This is a genomic window from Micrococcus sp. 63XJN7_8_ISO-PGPR-S23-253, assembly GCF_056173425.1.
In genome coordinates, this window is record NZ_CM149673.1 from 775737 (window position 1) to 793153 (window position 17417).

Below are 17417 nucleotides of genomic sequence, written 5' to 3' on the forward strand. Positions count from 1 at the left end.
ACCGGAGCAGAGCCCCGCGGACGCGGGAGGGAAGAGGACAGAGCAGTGAGCTTCGGACAGGGAGGCGGCGGACCGTTCGGCGGCCCGCCCCGTGACGGCGGCGGGACCGCCGGGGGTCCGTTCGGCGGGGGCGGGTCCTCCGCCGCGCGGGGCAGGGGCCGGCCGGGCCGGCCGAGCGCGCTCGTGCTGACCATCATCGCGGTGGCCGTGCTCGTGGGGCTGTTCGTGGTGTTCACGAACGTCTACACGGACGTGCTGTGGTTCTCGCAGCTGGGCTTCACCGAGGTCTTCTGGACCGAGGTCGTCACCAAGGCCGCGCTGTTCCTGATCGCCGGGCTCGGGATGGCCCTCGCCGTGTGGCTGGCGATCCGCACGGCCTGGCGCCACCGCCCCGCGGACGCGTCCGCGGCCGCGCGGGACTCGCTCAGCCAGGCCCAGCGCCAGCTGGAGCCCATCCGGCGCCTGGTGTTCCTGGGTGTCCCGCTCGTGCTCGGCGTGTTCGCCGGCTCCACCGCGATGAACGGGTGGAACACAGTCCTGCTGTTCCTGAACCAGGTGCCCTACGGCCAGGCGGACCCGGAGTTCGGCCTGGACCTCATGTTCTTCATGGCCACCCTGCCGTTCCTGACGCTCGTGGTCGGGTACCTGATCTCGGTGGTCCTGGTCTCCGGCATCACCGGTCTGCTCGTGCACTACCTGTACGGCGCGGTGCGCGTGGAGGAGGGCGGCGGCGTGCGGATCACCCCGGCGGCGCGCGCCCACATCGGCATCACCCTGGCCGTGTTCCTGCTGCTGCAGGGCGTCAACTTCTGGCTCAACCGCTACCGCACCACGCAGTCGCAGACCGGCAACTGGGCCGGCGCGCTCTACACCGACGTGAACGCGGTCATCCCGACGTCGGCGATCCTGGCGGTCACCGCCGCGATCGTGGCCGGCCTGTTCGTGTGGACGGTGGTCTCGGGCCGGTGGCGGCTGTCGCTGATCGGCACCGCGGTCCTGGTCATCACGGCGCTCGTGGTGGGCACGGCGTACCCCTTCATCGTGCAGGAGTACCAGGTGAAGCCGTCCGAGCGCACGCTCGAATCCCAGTACATCGAGCGGAACATCGCCATGACGCGCGAGGCGTACGGCCTGGACGACGTCGAGGTGACGAACTACGAGGGCGCCACGGACACCGAGGCCGGGGCCCTGGCGGGCGAGGAGGCCAACACGGCCAACGTCCGTCTCATGGACCCGAACCTGATCTCCCAGACCTTCGGGCAGCTCCAGCAGTTCCGTCCGTACTACTCGTTCCCCACCACCCTGCACGTGGACCGCTACGAGGTGGACGGCCAGACGCGGGACACCATCCTGGCGGCCCGTGACGTCAACGTGGACGACTCCCAGTCGTGGGTGAACCGCCACACCATCTACACGCACGGCTACGGCATGGTCGTGGCCGACGCCTCCGAGGTCGCGGCCGGCGGCCGGCCCCAGTGGCTGCTCTCCGAGATCCCGACGCGCGGGCCGCTGGCCTCCGACCAGGACTACGAGCCGCGCATCTACTTCGGGCACAACTCGCCCTCGTACTCGGTGGTGGGTGCGCCCGAGGGCGCGCCGGCCGTCGAACGCGACCGGCCGCAGACGGCCGACTCCCAGGAGGACACGGCGTACACCTTCTCCGGCGACGGCGGCCCCTCGGTGGGCAACCTGTTCAACCGGCTCGCATACGCGGTGAAGTTCGGCTCGCCCGAGCTGGTGCTGTCCTCGGACGTGAACGAGGCCTCGCAGATCCTCTACGACCGCGACCCGGCCGAGCGCGTCCGCAAGGTCGCGCCCTACCTGACGGTGGACACCGCCCCCTACCCGGCGATCGTCGATGGCCGCGTGCAGTGGATCGTGGACGCCTACACGACCTCGGACCAGTTCCCGTACTCCACCGCCCAGCAGCTGGGCGAGGTCACGGTGGACTCCCTGAGCCAGGGCCAGAACCCGGCGCTGCAGGGCCGGGTGAACTACATCCGCAACTCGGTGAAGGCGACGGTGGACGCGTACGACGGCTCGGTGTCCCTCTACGCGTGGGACGACCAGGATCCGCTGCTGCGGGCCTGGCAGAACGTGTACCCGTCCTCGCTGCGCCCGTACTCGGAGATGAGCGCCGGACTCATGGACCACGTCCGCTACCCGGAGGACATGTTCAAGGTCCAGCGCGAGCTGCTCGGCCGCTACCACGTGACCGATGCGGACGACTTCTACGAGAACAACGACGCGTGGTCCGTGCCCTCGGACCCCACGCGCGAGGAGGACGTCAAGCAGCCGCCGTACTACATGACGCTGCAGATGCCCGGCCAGGACGAGCCGGCGTTCTCCCTCACCAGCAGCTACATCCCGCAGATCACGGACGGTGCCCAGCAGCGCAACGTGCTCTACGGCTTCCTCTCCGCCACCGGCGACGCCGGCTCGGGGGAGGACGGCGTGAAGGCCGAGGGCTACGGGAAGCTCCGACTGCTCGAGCTGCCGCGGTCCACCACGGTGCCCGGCCCTGGCCAGGCGCAGGCGAACTTCGACTCGAACGCGGACGTCTCGCGGGAGCTGAACCTGCTGCGCCAGGGCGCGTCCGAGGTGCTCAACGGCAACATGATCACCCTGCCGGTGGCCGGCGGCATCCTCTACGTCCAGCCGGTGTACGTCCGCTCCTCGGGCGGCACCACCTACCCGACGCTGCGCAAGGTGCTCGTCTCCTTCGGCGACAAGGTCGGCTTCGCGGACACCCTCCAGGAGGCCCTGGACCAGGTGTTCGACGGCGACTCGGGCGCGGTCACCCCGGAGGAGAACCAGGCGGAGGCGCCCTCACCGGGCGAGAAGCCGACGGCTCCGGGCACGGTCGAGGAGGAGCTCTCGGCGGCCCTCGAGGAGGCTCAGGACGCCCTGGTCCAGGGCCAGGAGCGTCTGGCCGAGGGCGACTGGGCCGGCTACGGCGAGCAGCAGAAGCGTCTCAACGAGGCCCTGAAGCGTGCCACCGCCGCCGACGACGCCCTGGGCGGCGACGCGCCCGCCCAGGAGCAGGCCCCGGCCGAGGCGAGCCCCGCGCCGTCGTCGAGCCCCAGCCCGACGCCGAGCGGCTGAGCCGGCGCCGGCGGGCCGGGCCCGCCGGACCGTCGACGGCAGCCCCGGCCACGCACCGCGCGTGGTCGGGGCCGCTGTCGTCTCGGGGCAGGTGGCCGCCGCATGGCCGCCGGATGGCGGGGTGCTGACGCCGATTTGAACTCATCGGAACAGGTATGTATAGTTCTAGGAGTCGCCGCGGGGTGGAGCAGTTCGGTAGCTCGCCGGGCTCATAACCCGGAGGTCGCAGGTTCAAATCCTGCCCCCGCAACGAGAAGGAGAAGGCCCCCAGCATCTGCTGGGGGCCTTCTCGCATGTCCGGGCCCGGTCGCCCCGGCCCGCCGGCACGGTGCCGGCGGGCGAGCCGACCGCCCTCGGACGATCGGCGGGGGAGCGTCAGCGGCTCGAGGCCCGGACCGCCTGCTGGGCCGGCGTGCGGCGGCCCGGATCGGTGCGGCGCAGCCAGACGGCCGCGATGATCGCGGCGACCGCGATGGCGCCCCAGATGCCGACGACGGCCCAGGACAGGCCCGCGATGAGCAGCAGCGGCACGAAGGACACCGCCGCGATCTCCACGGGCACCACCGGGATGTACGCCACCCCGAACTGCTCCATGGTCCCGGACTTCAGCTTCGGGTCCACGATGCGCAGCATGGCCACGCCCGTGGCGACGGCGCCGGTGGCCCAGCCCCACGTGAACAGCTGCTTCTCGAACCACGCGTCGGTCATGACGCGCGGCGCCACGGCGATCCCCAGGAACAGGGCCAGCGCGAGGCCGATCACGAACAGGAGCAGCAGCGGCTGCCAGTAGTCCACGACCACGGTCGGGGCGATCGCGGCGATGCCGCAGACGATGAGGATGTCCGTGGCGGTGCCGGACACCGAGTTCAGCGAGCCCGGGTCGAGGAACTTCGCCGTCTTCGTGGCCTGGAACAGGACGCGGGCGATCAGGCCGAGGAGGAACGCGATCGCGAACGCGGGGATGATCAGCTGGGGTCCGTCCTCACCCACGACGCTCGGCCACGCGGCCGTGATCCAGGAGACGACGCCGTGCGCGGCCGCCGCGATCATCGCGACGACGCCGATCTGGAAGGCCAGGGACTCCACCGAGGCCGCCGAGAAGGTGTGCCGGCCGATGACCGGGCGTTCCTCCACCTGGTTCAGCACCCCGGTGCGCAGCTCTTCCGGGATGGAGGTCAGGCCCGCGAACTCCTGCGCGTGGCCGCGCTGCGCGCCGATCTTGGCCTGGATGATGCCGCCCACCACGCCGACGATCATGCCGACCGTGGCCGAGGTGTAGGCCAGCGAGGTGACGGTCGCATCGCCGTTGGCCGCGTACGCCTGGCCCACGGCGGCCGCGGAGCCGAAGCCGCCCGCCCAGCCGGCGAACAGCAGGGCGGCGAACGAGTCGGGCGCGTCGAACAGCGGCTGCAGGAGGACCAACGTGACGAGGGCGCCGATAGCCACCTGGGAGGCGTAGATCAGCACGCCGTAGGACGCGAACGCACCCACGGGGCGGCCGATCTTGCGGACGTCGAAGTCGTCGGTGAGCGCGATGCACACGAACACGATGACGATCAGGATCGAGCCGTACGTGCCCAGCTGGGAGCTGAACGGCAGCCATCCCAGGCCGTTCGGGCCGAGGGCCAGGCCCAGGATGCCGGCGATGACGGAGGCCGGGATCATGAGGGTCTGGAGGGGCGTGATGACGGCACGGGCCAGCGTGCCCACGGCCAGGAGCGCGCCGATGAGGCCGGCGTCGACCAGCACGGACCAGGCCGTGAACTGCTCTTGCATGGGGATCTTCCTCTGTGCGGGGACGGGGGAGCCCCACGGAGCGTGCCGAGGGACCCCGGGACACTACCAAAGGCGCGCGGGGGCCGGGGCGCAACCGGGAGGAGCACCGGGCCGGGGCACATGAGGACGGCCCGCCGCACCGGCGTGGGCCGGGCGACGGGCCGTGGGGCGGGGCGGGGTCAGCCGCGGGCGGTGCCGGTCTCCTCGGCGGTCCCCTCGGCCGCGTAGTCGAGGGTGAGGGTCTCATCGGCGTCGCCGTCGCCCGAGGTCAGGGCGGCCTGGCCGGCGCCGCCGGCCTTGAGGGCGGCGAGGCGGGCCTCCACCTCGGTCTTCTCGCCGAGGTCCTCGAGGGACTCGAACTGGGCGTCGAGGGAGGAGGCGGCGATCTCCTGCTGGCCGCGCACGCGGGCCTCCTCGCGACGGACCTTCTCCTCGAAGCGGGAGACCTCGGAGGTCGGGTCCAGCAGGTCGATCGACTTCACGGCGTCGGCCACCGCGGACTGGGCGTGGGCGGACTTGGCGCGGGCGGTCAGCTCGTCGCGCTTGGCGACCAGCTGCTGTCGCTTGACCTTCATCTGGTCCAGACCGGTCTTCAGGCGCTCCACGATCTCGCGCTGCGAGGCGATGGTCGGCTCCGCGGACTTCGCCTGGCGCTCGAAGTCCATCTGGCGCTCGATGGCCACCTTGGCGAGGTTGTCGAACTTGTCCGCCGAGGCGGTGTCGCCCTTGGTGCGGAAGTCGTCGGCCTTCTGGGAGGCGGCCAGCGCCTTCTGGCCCCAGCTGCGGGACGCGTCCTGGTCCTCGCGGTAGTCGTCCTCGATCATCCGCAGGTTGCCGATGGTCTGGGCGACGGCGGCCTCGGCCTCCGCGATGTTGTTCGTGTAGTCGCGGACCATCTGGTCCAGCATCTTCTGGGGGTCCTCGGCCTTGTCCAGCATCGCGTTGATGTTGGCCTTCGCCAGCGTGCTGATGCGGCCGAAGATGGACTGCTTGACCATGGTGTCTGCCTTTCGTCGGTCTTTCACGTCAGCGCAGACCGTCGGCCTGCGTCCACCCCGTCCCGCGCGTGCGGGCCGGGCCGGCGCCCGGGGCGCCGGAGTTCATGGGGCGGCGGTCAGAAGCCGCCGCCGGAGATGTCGCCGAAGTCGCCGCCGCCGAGGCCGCCGCCGTCGAACCCGCCGAAGCCGCCGCCGCCCCAGCTGTCGCCGTGGCCGCTGTTCAGGATCGAGTTCATCAGGATGCCGCCGAGCAGTGCCCCGCCGAGGCCGCCGCCGAAGCTGCCGCCCACTCCGGCGCGCGGGCGTGCGCCGTACATGCCGCCCATGCCGGGGCCGTAGCCGAAGCCCTCGACGTCCGCGCGGGCCAGCTCGCTCGCGCGCTCGGCCAGCTGGGAGGCGCGCTGCGCCTGCTGGAGGGCGGCCACGGGGTCGGTGCGGCCGAGGCTGATCGCCGAACGCAGCGTGTGGTCGGCCTCCGCGAGACGGGTCCGGGCCTCCGAGCCCACCGCACCGCGCCGGGCGCCGATGAAGTCGGCCGTGCCGTCGATCTGCGCCTGTGCCTGGGCGGTCGTGGAGGTGAGCACCTGGGAGGCCTGGCGGGCCTGCTCGCGAGCGTCGCGGACGCCGGCCAGCGGGGTGTTGAGCTGGCGGTGCGCGGCCTCGAGCTGGTGGAGCAGCTCCAGGGGGTCCGGGCGGCCGGCCGCGAGGGCCTGGCGCACCGCGTTCACGGCGGTCTTCATCCCCGCCACCGGGCCGGCCAGCTCGGGGTGCGACCCGTTGGCCACCAGCGCCTCGGCCTCGGCCACGTCCTGCTCGGACTGGGCGAGGCCCGTCTGCAGGTTGCTCAACATGGCCCGCAGGGATCCCTCGGCCTTGCCCACCGCCTCCGTGAGCGTGTCCACCTGGCTGAGCGCCTCCTCGGCGGCACGCACGGCCAGCGCCGCCGTGGAGCGGTCCTGGGCGTCCCACGCGCTCCGCGCCTTCGCGACGGCGGTCTCCACGAACTCGAGCCGCTCTCGGGCCTGCGCCGCGTTGTCCGCGACCTCGGCGAGGGCGGACTCCGCGTACTGGCTCTGCAGCGCGGCGATCGCCGACTCGGCGTCCTGCACCCGGGACCGGGCTTCGGGCAGGCGGGCGTCGACGCGCTCGACGGCCTCGGGCACCTGGTTCTCGAGGTCGCGCAGGGAGTCGAACTCCTTCTTGTGCGCCGCCAGGGACGCACCCACGGCCTCGCTGCGCTGGATGATCTCCTTGAGCCAGGCACGCTGCTCGGCCTCGGTGTCCGGGATCTCGTCGTCGAGCTGGTGCTGGAGCTGGAACGAGGCCCGCATGTGCTCCTTGGCCTGGTCGATGTCCTCGCGGAACGTCGCCACGGACTTCTCCCCGTAGGACGCCTCGGCGAAGCCCAGCTCCTGCTCCGAGGAGCGGATGGCGTCGTCCGCGGCCACGAGCTTCGAGCCGGCCTGGGTGCGCAGCTGCTCCACGCTGAGCTCGTCGAGGGGATCGCGGCGGGCCTCCTCGGTGCGGCTCCGTTCGACCCCGCCGCCCTGTGTGCGCCTCCGACTGCGGGCCACGAGCACGCCGCCGCCCACGGCCGCGGCCACCGCGCCCGCGCCGAGGACCGCCGTCAGGGCCCCACCGCCGTCGGAGTCGGTCTGGGCCGTGCTCCCGCCGCCCGTGGTGCCGGCCGGCAGGGCGCCGGCCGGGTCGTACTCGGCCCCGCTGGCCCCCGTGCCGTCGAGCGTGCCGTCGGCGGCGTCGTCGAGCCCCTGCACCGCGGCGGTGCCCGCCGCGAGCCAGTCGGCCGAGCCGGGGTCCGTGCCGATCTTGGACAGCTCCGGACCCACGTAGGTCCGCGTCACCTGGTTCTGCAGGTCCGCGTCCCCGCCGCTGTCCAGCCCATAGGCACGCTCCTCGACCGCGATCGCCAGGACCGAGTCGTTCGTCCCGAGCCCGCGCTGGCGCGCCACGTCCTGGGCCAGCGTCTGGGCGTCCGTGCTGAACTCATCCACGTAGACGACGTACAGTCCCTGCCCGGTGTCCCGACGCAGGTCCTGGATCTCCTGGGTCAGCCGCTGCTCATCCGAGGTCGAGAGCACGCCGGCCTCGTCCACCACGTACACGCCCGGCGGCACCGCCACGGCGTGCGCGGCGGGCGCCGCCACCAGGAGGCCCACGCCTCCCAGGCCCGCGGCGGTCACGGCACGCGCCAGACGGCCGACATCGGCGGGGCGGGCGGACACGGTCATGCGGGGTCTCCTTCGACGGCTGAGGCGAGCCGCCGCACCGGGCGGACCCGCCGGATCCTGGGGTTGAGTGTAGGGCGGCGTGGGAATCGGGCACCAGGGATCCCGAGCGGCCGGGACCGTCGGAGGAGAGGATGTTCGGCCGACGTCCAGGCGGCGTTCAGCCATGCACGTCAGCATGGACGCGCCCCGGGGCGCGCGTCCGCAAGACGACGGGCGGCCGTGTCGACCGCCCGGGGCCCGACCCGAAGCGAGGACCCCGTGGACCAGACCGCAGCCCCCACCCAGCCCCCCGTGCCGACGGCCCGCCCCGTCGCGCGTCCCCGCCCCCAGGCCCGCGCCCGTGCCGGGGCGGGCCTGCTCGCCGCGGCCGTGCTCGTGGTGGGGCTCTCCGGCTGCGCGGTCGCCGAGGACGGCGGCGCGGCCGCGTCCGAGGCCGCGAGCTCCGCGTCCTCGTCGGCGACGGGCACCTCGGCCGAGGCCGGGGGACAGCCCGTGGCGGACACCGCCGTCGGGAACGCCGCGAAGACGGCGCTGCCCTCCGTGGTGACCATCTCCGCGACGTCGGCCTCCGCCTCCGGCTCCGGCTCCGGGTCGATCCTGGACACGGAGGGGCACATCCTCACGAACACCCACGTGGTCACCCTCGGCGGCCAGGCCAACGACGCCGAGCTGACGGTGCGCACCTCGGACGGGGAGGTCTACGCGGCCACCGTCGTGGGCACCGACCCGCTGTCCGACCTGGCCGTCATCAAGATCGACGCCCCGGACCTCACCCCCATCCAGATCGGCCGGTCCGGGGACTTGAAGGTCGGGGACGAGGCCGTGGCCCTCGGCGCCCCCCTGGGCCTGCCGAACACCGTGACCGACGGGATCATCTCCACCCTGGACCGGACCATCGCGGTGGCGTCCTCCGAGGCGCCCCCGTCGCAGGGCGAGAGCTCCGGCTCGTCCTCCGGCACCGATCAGTACCGTTTCCAGCTGCCCGGCACCCCGCAGGGCACCCAGGGCGAGGTGTACATCAACGTGCTGCAGACCGACGCCGCCATCAACCCCGGCAACTCCGGGGGAGCGCTCGTCGATGCCGAGGGCCGCCTCGTGGGCGTGAACGTCGCGATCGCCTCGGCCGGCCAGGACCAGAGCGAGGCGGGCAACATCGGGGTCGGCTTCGCCATCCCCGTGGACTACGCCCAGCGGATCGCGCAGGACCTGATCGACCACGGCGAGGCCACGCACGCCATGCTCGGCGTCAGCGTCACCCCGGAGCCCGCCGAGGTGCAGGGCGGCGGCGAGAACGCTCAGACCGTGTTCAGCGACGGCGCCCGCGTCCAGCAGGTCGTGGGAGGGTCGGCGGCCGACGCGGCCGGGCTGAAGGAGGGCGACGTGATCACCGCCGTCGGCGACCGCGCGGTGATCGACTCCGAGTCCCTCACCGCCGTCGTCCGCGAGCACCGCGTGGGAGACTCGGTGGACGTCACCTACCTCCGCGACGGCGCGGAGCAGAAGACCGAGGTGACGTTCACGGAGGACACCCGCTCGTGACCACCACGCTCACCACCCCCGCCGCGCTCGCCGCCCACCACGGCTGGCGCCGGGTGCTGGCCGTCGGCGCCCACCCGGACGACCTCGACTTCGGGGCCGCCGCCACCCTGGCCGGCTTCCGCGCGGCCGGGCTGCACATCGAGCTGTGCATCGTGACGGACGGGGACGCCGGCGGCTTCGACTCGGAGGGCCCCGAGGCGATGACCGCCCGCCGGCACGCCGAACAGCGCGCGGCCGCCGCCGTCGTCGGGGCCGCCGAGGTCCACTTCCTCGGCGAGCGTGACGGACACCTCGAGCCGGACCACGGCGTGCGCCGCAAGCTCGTGGCGCTGATGCGCCGCGTCCGCCCGGACGTCGTCCTCAGCACCCACCCGGAGCGGGACTGGGAGCGGATGCAGGCCGCCCACCCGGACCACCTCGCCTGCGGCGAGGCCGTGGTGCGCGCCGCGTACCCGGCGGTCGAGAACCCGTACGCGTACCCGGAGCTCGCGGCGGAGGGGCTGGAGGCGTTCAAGATCCGGAACCTGCTGCTGTACGCCGCCCCCGCCGCACGCCGGAACACGGTCGTGGACGTCACGGGGCTGGCGGAGCAGAAGCTGCGCGCCCTCGACGCCCACCTCTCCCAGCACCCGGACGTCGACGCGATGCGGCGGCACGTGCTCGCCCAGATGGCCGAACATCACCGGCACGCCGCCGGCCCGGCCGCCGGGCCGGGCCACGCCGAGGCGTTCCACCTGGTCACGGTCAACGGTCCGAGCACCATCGCCGGGTTCTGAACCGCCCCCACAGGGGAAGGGCCGACGACGCGATGCGTCGTCGGCCCCTCCGCTCCGGGGACTCAGTTGTTGCTCGGCCGCCCGCCGTAGCGCGGGCCGGTCTGCGCGGTGGGGTCGAGGTCCACGCCGACGACGGGCTCCGACGTCGGCACCTCGGAGCCCGAGCTGGGCTCCACGGAGATGCCCATCGCCGCGAAGCGGTCCAGCCCCCGGAAGGTCACGGGCTCGCCGAAGCCGTTGGCGTCGAACGTGCCGAGCGAGGCCGGGGCCGTGCCGTCCGAGGGGTAGAGCCACAGCTGGTAGGACTGACCCTCCGACAGCTGCGGCATCCCGCTGATCATCAGGTAGCCGCTGTTCTGCTCCCGGGACAGGAACGCCTGGACGGTCCCGCCGTCCTGGGCCGGGTACTCCGAGGTCGTGAACAGGTCCTTCGACTGGTCGATGCGGTGCACGATGCCCGGCCGCGTGAACTGACTCCACACCGTCCACCCGCCGACGCCGAGCACGAGGGCCGCGAGCAGCACGAGCGCCGTCACCTTGAGCCAGCGCAGGCGGTCCCGCGGCGGGCCGGCGGGGGCCGACTCGTCGCCGATCAGGTCCATGCCCACGTCCTGGGCGGGCAGGCGGCGAAGGACCTCCTCCAGCAGGGCCGACGGCGGCTCGGCCGTCACGGAGCGGAACGCCCAGGCCACCGCCCGGCGCGCCCCGTCCACCCGGGAGCGCCACCGGGCCAGCTCGCCGCCCCGCCGCTGCACGGCGGAGAACGCCGCGGTGTGCCCGGCCGTGTCGAGGGCGTGCACGGCCGCGAGGTCGGCCAGCTCGAGTGTGCGGCCGGCGTCCACGTCCTCGCGCACGCCCGCGCCGAGTGCCGGGTCGGTCGTCGGGGCCGGCGCGGACGGCCGGGCGGCGTCCTGCGTGAGGTCGCGGCGGGCCGCGACGACCTGCCGCACGCCGTCACGCAGGAGGGTGCGGGCCCGGTCGGCCGGCAGACCCAGCCGATCGGCGACCTCCCGGTCGGTGCAGCCGCCCAGCCACGCCAGTCGCACGGCCTCGAACGCGTCCGGGTCCACCCGGTCCACGAGGTCCTCCGGCAGCGCGGCGGGGCCGGCCGGGCCAGACCGGTCCACACCCGGGGCGGTCGCGGAGCCGCCCGCGCGCCGCAGCGAGGTCATCACGCGGTGGGCGAGGACCTCGAGCCACGTGAACACCTGGCGTTCGCGGTGGGTCGCGTCGTCCTGCTCGCTCAGGTCGAGGCCGGCCTCAGACGCCTCCTCCCACGCGGTCAGGTAGGTGCGGACGGTGGCCGCGGCGGCGTCGTCGCCGGGGCCGAACATCGCCTCGGCCAGGCCGTGCACCCACGGGACCGTGGCGTCGTAGAACGCGGAGAAGGCCGCCCGGTCGCCCTCGGCGCTGCGGCGCAGGAGGGTGTCCAGGGCGGGCTGGCCGGCGTCGTCGGGGCGGTCGGCGTGGGGCTCGGACGCGTCAGGAGTCTGCATGGTGGCCTCAGTCTAGGGAATCGGGGTGGGCAGCGGACCCGGCGAAGTCGTGCTGGCGCCAGGCCTCGTACACGGCGATGGAGATGGCGTTCGCCAGGTTCAGGGACCGACGGGCCGGCTGCATGGGCAGGCAGACGGTCTCGGTGACCCGCGGGTCGGCCAGCACCTCCTCCGGCAGGCCGGTGGACTCGCGGCCGAAGAGCAGCACGTCTCCGGACCGGTAGGCGACCCGGTCGTGCCGCACGGACCCCCGCGCGGTGAAGGCCAGCACGCGGGCGGGGGCGAGGGCTGCGAGCGCCGCGTCGAGGTCCGGGTGCACCGTCACCACCGCGAGGTCGTGGTAGTCCAGGCCGGCGCGGCGCAGGTGGGCGTCCTCGAACCCGAAGCCCAGCGGCTCCACGAGGTGCAGCTCGGCCCCCGTGAGGGCGGCGAGCCGGATCGCGTTGCCGGTGTTGCCGGGGATCTCGGGGGTGAGCAGCAGGATCCGGAAGCCGGGGGTGCCGGGCGCCGGGGCGCGGTCGGCGCCCTCGTGCGGGTTCGGGCGGGGTGGGGTGGGGGAGTCGGGCACCCGCTCAGCCTAGTGGGGCGCCGCTGGGCGGGGGGTGCCTCAGTGGAGCCGGTCGACCAGCGCGCCGAGCGCGCGTCGGTCCACGAGGTCCGGGTCCGTGCCGGTGCCCAGGAAGAGCGCGACCTCGCGCGCGAACGCGATCCCGGGCGCGGGCGGGGCGGTGAGCAGGTCGGCCTGCGCCTCCGGCGCCTCGGCGCCGCGGGTGCGGCGGATCACGGGTGCGTGCCGCGCGTCGCGGTCCGTCATCACGTGCACGAAGCCGCCGACGGTGACCTGGGGCAGGGCCTGCTGCCACGCCATCATCGCGGGGCCGAGCAGCGGCGGGGCCACGGGACGGCCCCGGGAGCGCAGGTCCGACCCGTCCCAGGTGTAGGTCCCCTCCGGGACCATGACGGAGCCGATCAGCGCCAGGCGGTGGCCGCACAGCACCGCGTGGTCCACGTCGAGGTGCCGTCCCCAGCGCCCGTCCAGCCGCAGCCCGGTCAGGACCCGGGCGGCCGGGAGCGCGTCCGCCACGTGGCGCAGCAGCACGTCGAGGGTGCGGGCCTGCCGTAGGACCCGGTGCTCGTCCGGCAGGATCCCGCGCGGCCGCGGTGCCCCGTGGACGCGTTGGCTCGATCGCGGCAGGTCCAGCACGGTCGGGTCGGCCTCCGCCTCGCCGGGCGGGGGCTCGTAGCGCACGGGGCGGGCGGCACGTTCGCCGCGTCCGGACGGTCCCGACGGTCTCGGCCGCCCTGATCCGGCCCGCGCGCGGGGGTCGCGGGCTCGGGCGACGTCGGGTCCGGGCAGCGAGAGGTCGTACCGGCGCCGGGCCTCGGCGTCGCCGAGCAGGTCCCACGCCCGCGTCACGGCCCGGAAGGCGGCGGGGTCGCCGCCGACGTCGGGGTGCGCGGCCCGGGCCGCGCGGCGGTAGGCCCGCCGGACCTCCTCGGCCGTCGCGTCGCGGGGCACGCCCAGGACCTCGTAGGCGGTGCGGTGCTCCTCGGCCGCGCTCACGGCGTGGGGTCCGGGCCGGGGGAGGCGTGCCGCTCGTGGTGCAGGCGCAGGAACAGCATGCCGTCGTCGTGGAGCACCTGGACCAGCTGCAGCCGGGCCGGGAGGCCGGGGCCGTCCTCCCCGGTCAGGACGCGGCTGGGGGCGGGTCCGGCCAGCAGCGGCGCCACGGTGAGGTGCAGCTCGTCCACGAGGCCGGCCGCCGCGAGGCTGCCGAACAGGCGCGGTCCGCCCTCGCAGTGGACGACGCGGGCGCCGCGCGCGTGCAGGGTCCCCACCACGGTCTGGGGGTCCACGTGCTCCTGGCCGACCGCCAGCACGTCCGCGCGCGCGGCCAGCGCCGTCGCCCGCTCCGGCTCGGCCGCGAGGGCGGCCCGGGACGTGAGGATCCAGGGGCGCACCGGGGCGGCCGTGAAGAACGCGGACTCCGGGTCCAGGTCCAGGCTGCCGCTGACCACGGCCACGGGCGGGTCCGCGGGCCCGCCGGCCTGCGCGCGTCGACGCCGGTCCTCCTCGGACAGCAGCGCTCCCTCGTAGCCCTCGGCCCGGATGGTCCCGGCCCCCACGAGCACGACGTCGGCGTCGTGCCGGGACAGCGAGAGCAGCCGTTGGTCCGCGGGGGAGCCGAGCCCGCCGGCACGGCCGTCCAGGGTGGCCGCGCCGTCGGCGGAGGCGATGAACACGACGCGGACCCAGGCTCCGGGGCCGGTGTCTTCGGCCGTCGGGGCCGCGAGGGCGGCGCGGAGGGCGTCGTCGTCCAGGCCGGGGCCGGTCTCGGTCAGCCGTCTCATGCCCGCACCCCGCGGCGGGCGCGGTGTTCGGTCAGGGTGCTGCGGTCCGGCGGCGGGTTCTCCTGACCCATGTTGTGGACCAGGCGCGCCGGCTGACGCCACCCGAACACGCACTCGAGCATGCGGGCCGCCGAGACGGAGGCGTCGGCGTCGTGCATGCGCAGGATCCGGGCGCCGCCGTACACGCAGGCCGCGGCCGCGGCCAGCGAGCCGGGCAGGCGCTCGTGCCGGTGCCGGTCCAGGCTCTCGCCGACGAAGTCCTTGTTGGAGACCGCAGCCAGCACGGGCAGCCCCAGGGCGGCGATCTCGTCCAGCCGCCGCGTGATCTCGAGGGTGTGCCGGGTGTTCTTGTTCAGATCGTGGCCGGGGTCCACGATGATCCTCTCCTCCGGGACGCCGAGCGCCACGGCCCGGTCGACGGTGCGCCGCAGGTGGTCGCGGACCTCCGTGACGACGTCGCCGTAGGTCGGCCGGGGGACCACGGCCCGGGGTCCGCGCACGTGGGCGAGGGAGTGGGTGACCACGAGGTGCGCGCCCGCGGCGGCCACCACCCGGCCCAGGTCCGCGTGGAACAGTCCCGTGGTGTCGTTGACGACGTCCGCCCCCGCGGCCAGGGCCGCCTCGGCCACGGCCGGCTGGAACGTGTCCGCCGAGAGGATCAGCCGGCGCGACGCCTCGGAGGACCCGGCTCCGTCCCCGCTCCGCAGGGCCGCGATCAGGGGGACCACCCGCGCCGCCTCCTCGGCCGGGTCGAGCTCCGCCCCGGGCGCGAACGGCACGCCGCCGACGTCGACCCACTCAGCTCCGGCGTCCGCCGCGGCGTGGGCCTGGGCGAGGGCGTCCTCCAGGACGGCGCCGGCGCCGTCGTCGTAGAAGGAGTCCGGGGTGCGGTTGACCACGGCCATCGTGACGATCCGGCGGCGGAAGTCGATCTCGTGGTGGGCGAACCGGTGCACCGGGTGGACGAGGGGGACGGAGGGGGTCGGCACCCGCCCATTCAACCACCGGCGCCGCACGGTGACAGTGCGCCCCGGGAGGACTATGTTTCCCTCCCGTGGCATCCACCTCGTCGCCGCGGGTCGGCCCGCGCCGGCCCCGCATCCGTCCGACCCAGCTCGTGGTCGGGTCCTTCCTCGTCGTCATCGTGACGGGCACCGGCGCACTGCTGCTGCCCGCCTCGTATCAGGGCCGCGCGCCCACCCCGCTGGAGGCCGCGTTCACGGCGACCAGCGCCACCACGGTGACGGGCCTCGGCGTCGTGGACACCCAGACGTTCTGGACACCCCTGGGCCAGGTCGTGATCCTCGCGCTCATCAAGCTCGGGGGCCTGGGCGTCATGACGTTCACGTCGCTGCTGGGGCTGGTGATCCTCCGGCGGCTCGGCCTCACCCAGCGCCTCGACGCCGCGGCCTCCACCCGGGCCGAGGGGATCGGGGACGTGCCGCGGGTGCTGCGGGCCCTGGTCCTGTACTCCACGGCCGTCGAGGCCTCGGTGGCGCTGCTGCTGAGCCTGCGCTTCTGGCTGGGCGTGGGGATGTCCCCGGGCCAGGCGCTGTGGCAGGGGGTCTTCCACGCGGTCTCCGCGTTCAACAACGCCGGGTTCGCGCTGTTCAGCGACAACCTCATGGGCTTCGTCTCGGACCCGTTCATCTGCCTGCCGATCGCGGCGGCGATCATCTTGGGCGGCCTGGGCCTGCCGGTCGTGCTGACCCTGCGGCGAGACCTGCGCCGACCCGAGCGGTGGAACCTCACGGTCCGGCTCGTGCTCGCGGGCACCGCGGTGCTGCTGGTGGGCGGCACGCTCCTGTACCTCGTCCTCGAGTGGTCCAACCCGCGGACCCTGGGCGGTCTGGACCCGGCCTCGCGCGTGCTCGCGGCGTTCTTCCAGTCCGTCACGACCCGCACCGCCGGCTTCAACACCCTGGACTACGGGCAGATGCATCCCGTGACGCTCTTCGGCACCGACGTGCTCATGTTCATCGGCGGCGGCCCCGCCGGCACCGCCTCTGGCGTGAAGATCACGACGGCCAGCGTCCTGCTGTTCATCGTGCTCGCGGAGATCCGGGGGGAGGGCGCCGTCCATGCGTTCGGCCGCCGACTCTCCCGGACCACGCACCGCGAGGCGATCACCGTGATCATGCTCTCCGCGACCGCGATCGCCGTCGCCACGATGGCGATCATGGGCCTGTCCTCGTTCACGACCGACCAGATCCTGTTCGAGTGCGTGTCCGCGTTCGGCACGGTGGGGCTGTCCACCGGCATCACCGCCCAGCTGCCGCCGGCCGCGCAGGGCATCCTCATGCTCCTCATGTTCGTCGGCCGCATCGGCCCCGCCACCGTCGCCGGCAGCCTGGCCCTGACCGACCGCACCCGCCACTTCGAGTACCCGAAGGAGAGGCCCCTCATTGGCTGATCTCACCCGTTCCCTGTTCGCCCCCCGCCGGGGCGACCGCCCCACCGTGGCCGTCCTCGGGCTCGGCCGGTTCGGCTCCGGGGTCGCCCTCGAGCTCATGGAGTCCGACTGCCACGTGCTGGGGGTCGACGCCGATCCCGGGGCCGTCCAGGCGCTCAACGGCCGGCTGACCCACGTCGTCCGCGCGGACAGCACGGACGAGGAGGCGATGCGCCAGCTCTCGGTCCACGAGATGGACCACGTCGTCGTCGCCATCGGCGGCGACCTCGCCGACTCGATCCTCACCGCCTCCCTGATGCGGCGGTTCGGGACGCACCAGCTCTGGGCCAAGGCCAACGACGACCGCCACGGCGAGATCCTGCGTCAGCTCGGCGTGGAGCACGTGGTCCACCCGGAGCGGGACATGGGCCGCCGCGTGGCGCACCTGGTCAGCACGTCCTTCCAGGACTTCGTCGAGGTCGAGCCGGGCCTGGCCATGGTCCGGGCCACGCCGCCGTCGCGCCTGCTGGGCAGGGACCTGCGAGCCACCGGGCTCGCGGGGGAGCAGGGCATGCGCGTGGTCGCCGTCCGCAGCCGCGGCACGTGGCTCTACCCGCCGAGTCACTACGTCCTCGAGCCCGAGGACACGATCCTCCTGGTGGGCCCGACCCGCGACGTCGAGCGGTTCCTCGCCCGGGACTGAGCCGGGGCACATCCGGCGCGGCTCCTAGACT

Annotated in this window: 13 protein-coding genes and 1 tRNA gene; 6 read left to right on the forward strand and 8 right to left on the reverse strand. The window is 74.1% G+C overall.

What is annotated here, in order from left to right; translation table 11 throughout:
* Positions 1–45 precede the first annotated feature (45 nt).
* Both AC0VX4_RS03685 and AC0VX4_RS03690 read left to right on the forward strand, forming a co-directional pair.
* Positions 46–3105, forward strand: coding sequence for a UPF0182 family membrane protein (locus AC0VX4_RS03685; RefSeq protein WP_475464598.1), 3060 nt, complete (start codon positions 46–48; stop codon positions 3103–3105).
* 176 nt (positions 3106–3281) lie between these two features.
* Positions 3282–3355: transfer RNA gene (locus AC0VX4_RS03690), tRNA-Met, on the forward strand.
* 125 nt (positions 3356–3480) lie between these two features.
* Here the strand turns inward: AC0VX4_RS03690 and AC0VX4_RS03695 are convergent.
* From AC0VX4_RS03695 to AC0VX4_RS03705, 3 genes are all read right to left on the reverse strand, one after another.
* Positions 3481–4881, reverse strand: coding sequence for a sodium/glutamate symporter (locus AC0VX4_RS03695; protein WP_475464599.1), 1401 nt, complete (start codon positions 4879–4881; stop codon positions 3481–3483).
* A gap of 179 nt (positions 4882–5060) precedes the next feature.
* On the reverse strand, positions 5061–5879 hold the full coding sequence (locus AC0VX4_RS03700) for a PspA/IM30 family protein (RefSeq protein WP_049161342.1): 819 nt from the start codon (positions 5877–5879) through the stop codon (positions 5061–5063).
* A 116-nt stretch (positions 5880–5995) separates the two neighbouring features.
* Positions 5996–8128, reverse strand: coding sequence for a TPM domain-containing protein (locus AC0VX4_RS03705; protein WP_363739228.1), 2133 nt, complete (start codon positions 8126–8128; stop codon positions 5996–5998).
* Positions 8129–8386: 258 nt separating this feature from the next.
* Here AC0VX4_RS03705 and AC0VX4_RS03710 point away from each other — a divergent pair, with 258 nt between their 5' ends.
* A complete protein-coding gene (locus tag AC0VX4_RS03710; protein WP_475464600.1) occupies positions 8387–9667 on the forward strand; it encodes a S1C family serine protease in 1281 nt (426 codons plus the stop codon).
* Positions 9664–10443: a PIG-L deacetylase family protein gene (locus tag AC0VX4_RS03715; RefSeq protein ID WP_206396233.1), complete on the forward strand. Its 780-nt coding sequence runs from the start codon at positions 9664–9666 to the stop codon at positions 10441–10443. The genes AC0VX4_RS03710 and AC0VX4_RS03715 overlap by 4 nt, the downstream gene beginning before the upstream one ends.
* Before the next feature lie 62 nt (positions 10444–10505).
* Here the strand turns inward: AC0VX4_RS03715 and AC0VX4_RS03720 are convergent, their stop codons facing one another.
* The 5 genes from AC0VX4_RS03720 to folP are packed head-to-tail and all read right to left on the reverse strand — an operon-like array spanning position 10506 to position 15280.
* A complete protein-coding gene (locus AC0VX4_RS03720; RefSeq protein ID WP_475464601.1) occupies positions 10506–11939 on the reverse strand; it encodes an anti-sigma factor in 1434 nt (477 codons plus the stop codon).
* A 7-nt stretch (positions 11940–11946) separates the two neighbouring features.
* Entirely contained in the window at positions 11947–12507 is a 561-nt protein-coding gene (locus AC0VX4_RS03725) for a tRNA (cytidine(34)-2'-O)-methyltransferase (protein ID WP_475464602.1), read from the reverse strand.
* Between the two features lie 39 nt (positions 12508–12546).
* On the reverse strand, positions 12547–13503 hold the full coding sequence (locus AC0VX4_RS03730) for a J domain-containing protein (protein WP_475464603.1): 957 nt from the start codon (positions 13501–13503) through the stop codon (positions 12547–12549).
* Positions 13500–14291 carry a pyrimidine reductase family protein gene (locus tag AC0VX4_RS03735; protein WP_475464604.1) on the reverse strand — a complete coding sequence of 264 codons (792 nt, stop codon included), beginning with the start codon at positions 14289–14291 and terminating at the stop codon, positions 13500–13502. Before AC0VX4_RS03735 ends, AC0VX4_RS03730 begins: the two co-directional genes overlap by 4 nt.
* Positions 14288–15280, reverse strand: coding sequence for a dihydropteroate synthase (folP, locus tag AC0VX4_RS03740; protein ID WP_230278117.1), 993 nt, complete (start codon positions 15278–15280; stop codon positions 14288–14290). The genes AC0VX4_RS03735 and folP overlap by 4 nt, the downstream gene beginning before the upstream one ends.
* Positions 15281–15345: 65 nt before the next feature.
* Here folP and AC0VX4_RS03745 point away from each other — a divergent pair, with 65 nt between their 5' ends.
* Positions 15346–16704, forward strand: a complete 1359-nt coding sequence (locus tag AC0VX4_RS03745; RefSeq protein WP_227449234.1) for a TrkH family potassium uptake protein — start codon at positions 15346–15348, stop codon at positions 16702–16704.
* On the forward strand, positions 16697–17386 hold the full coding sequence (locus AC0VX4_RS03750; protein WP_475464605.1) for a potassium channel family protein: 690 nt from the start codon (positions 16697–16699) through the stop codon (positions 17384–17386). Before AC0VX4_RS03745 ends, AC0VX4_RS03750 begins: the two co-directional genes overlap by 8 nt.
* The last annotated feature ends 31 nt before the right edge of the window (positions 17387–17417 follow it).

Bases quoted from the DNA above. Each gene is read 5' to 3' on its own strand.
- AC0VX4_RS03695 (WP_475464599.1), bottom strand. From the start codon at position 4,881: ATGCAAGAGCAGTTCACGGCCTGGTCCGTGCTGGTCGACGCCGGCCTC.
- AC0VX4_RS03700 (WP_049161342.1), bottom strand. From the start codon at position 5,879: ATGGTCAAGCAGTCCATCTTCGGCCGCATCAGCACGCTGGCGAAGGCC.
- AC0VX4_RS03705 (WP_363739228.1), bottom strand. From the start codon at position 8,128: ATGACCGTGTCCGCCCGCCCCGCCGATGTCGGCCGTCTGGCGCGTGCC.
- AC0VX4_RS03720 (WP_475464601.1), bottom strand. From the start codon at position 11,939: ATGCAGACTCCTGACGCGTCCGAGCCCCACGCCGACCGCCCCGACGAC.
- AC0VX4_RS03735 (WP_475464604.1), bottom strand. From the start codon at position 14,291: ATGAGACGGCTGACCGAGACCGGCCCCGGCCTGGACGACGACGCCCTC.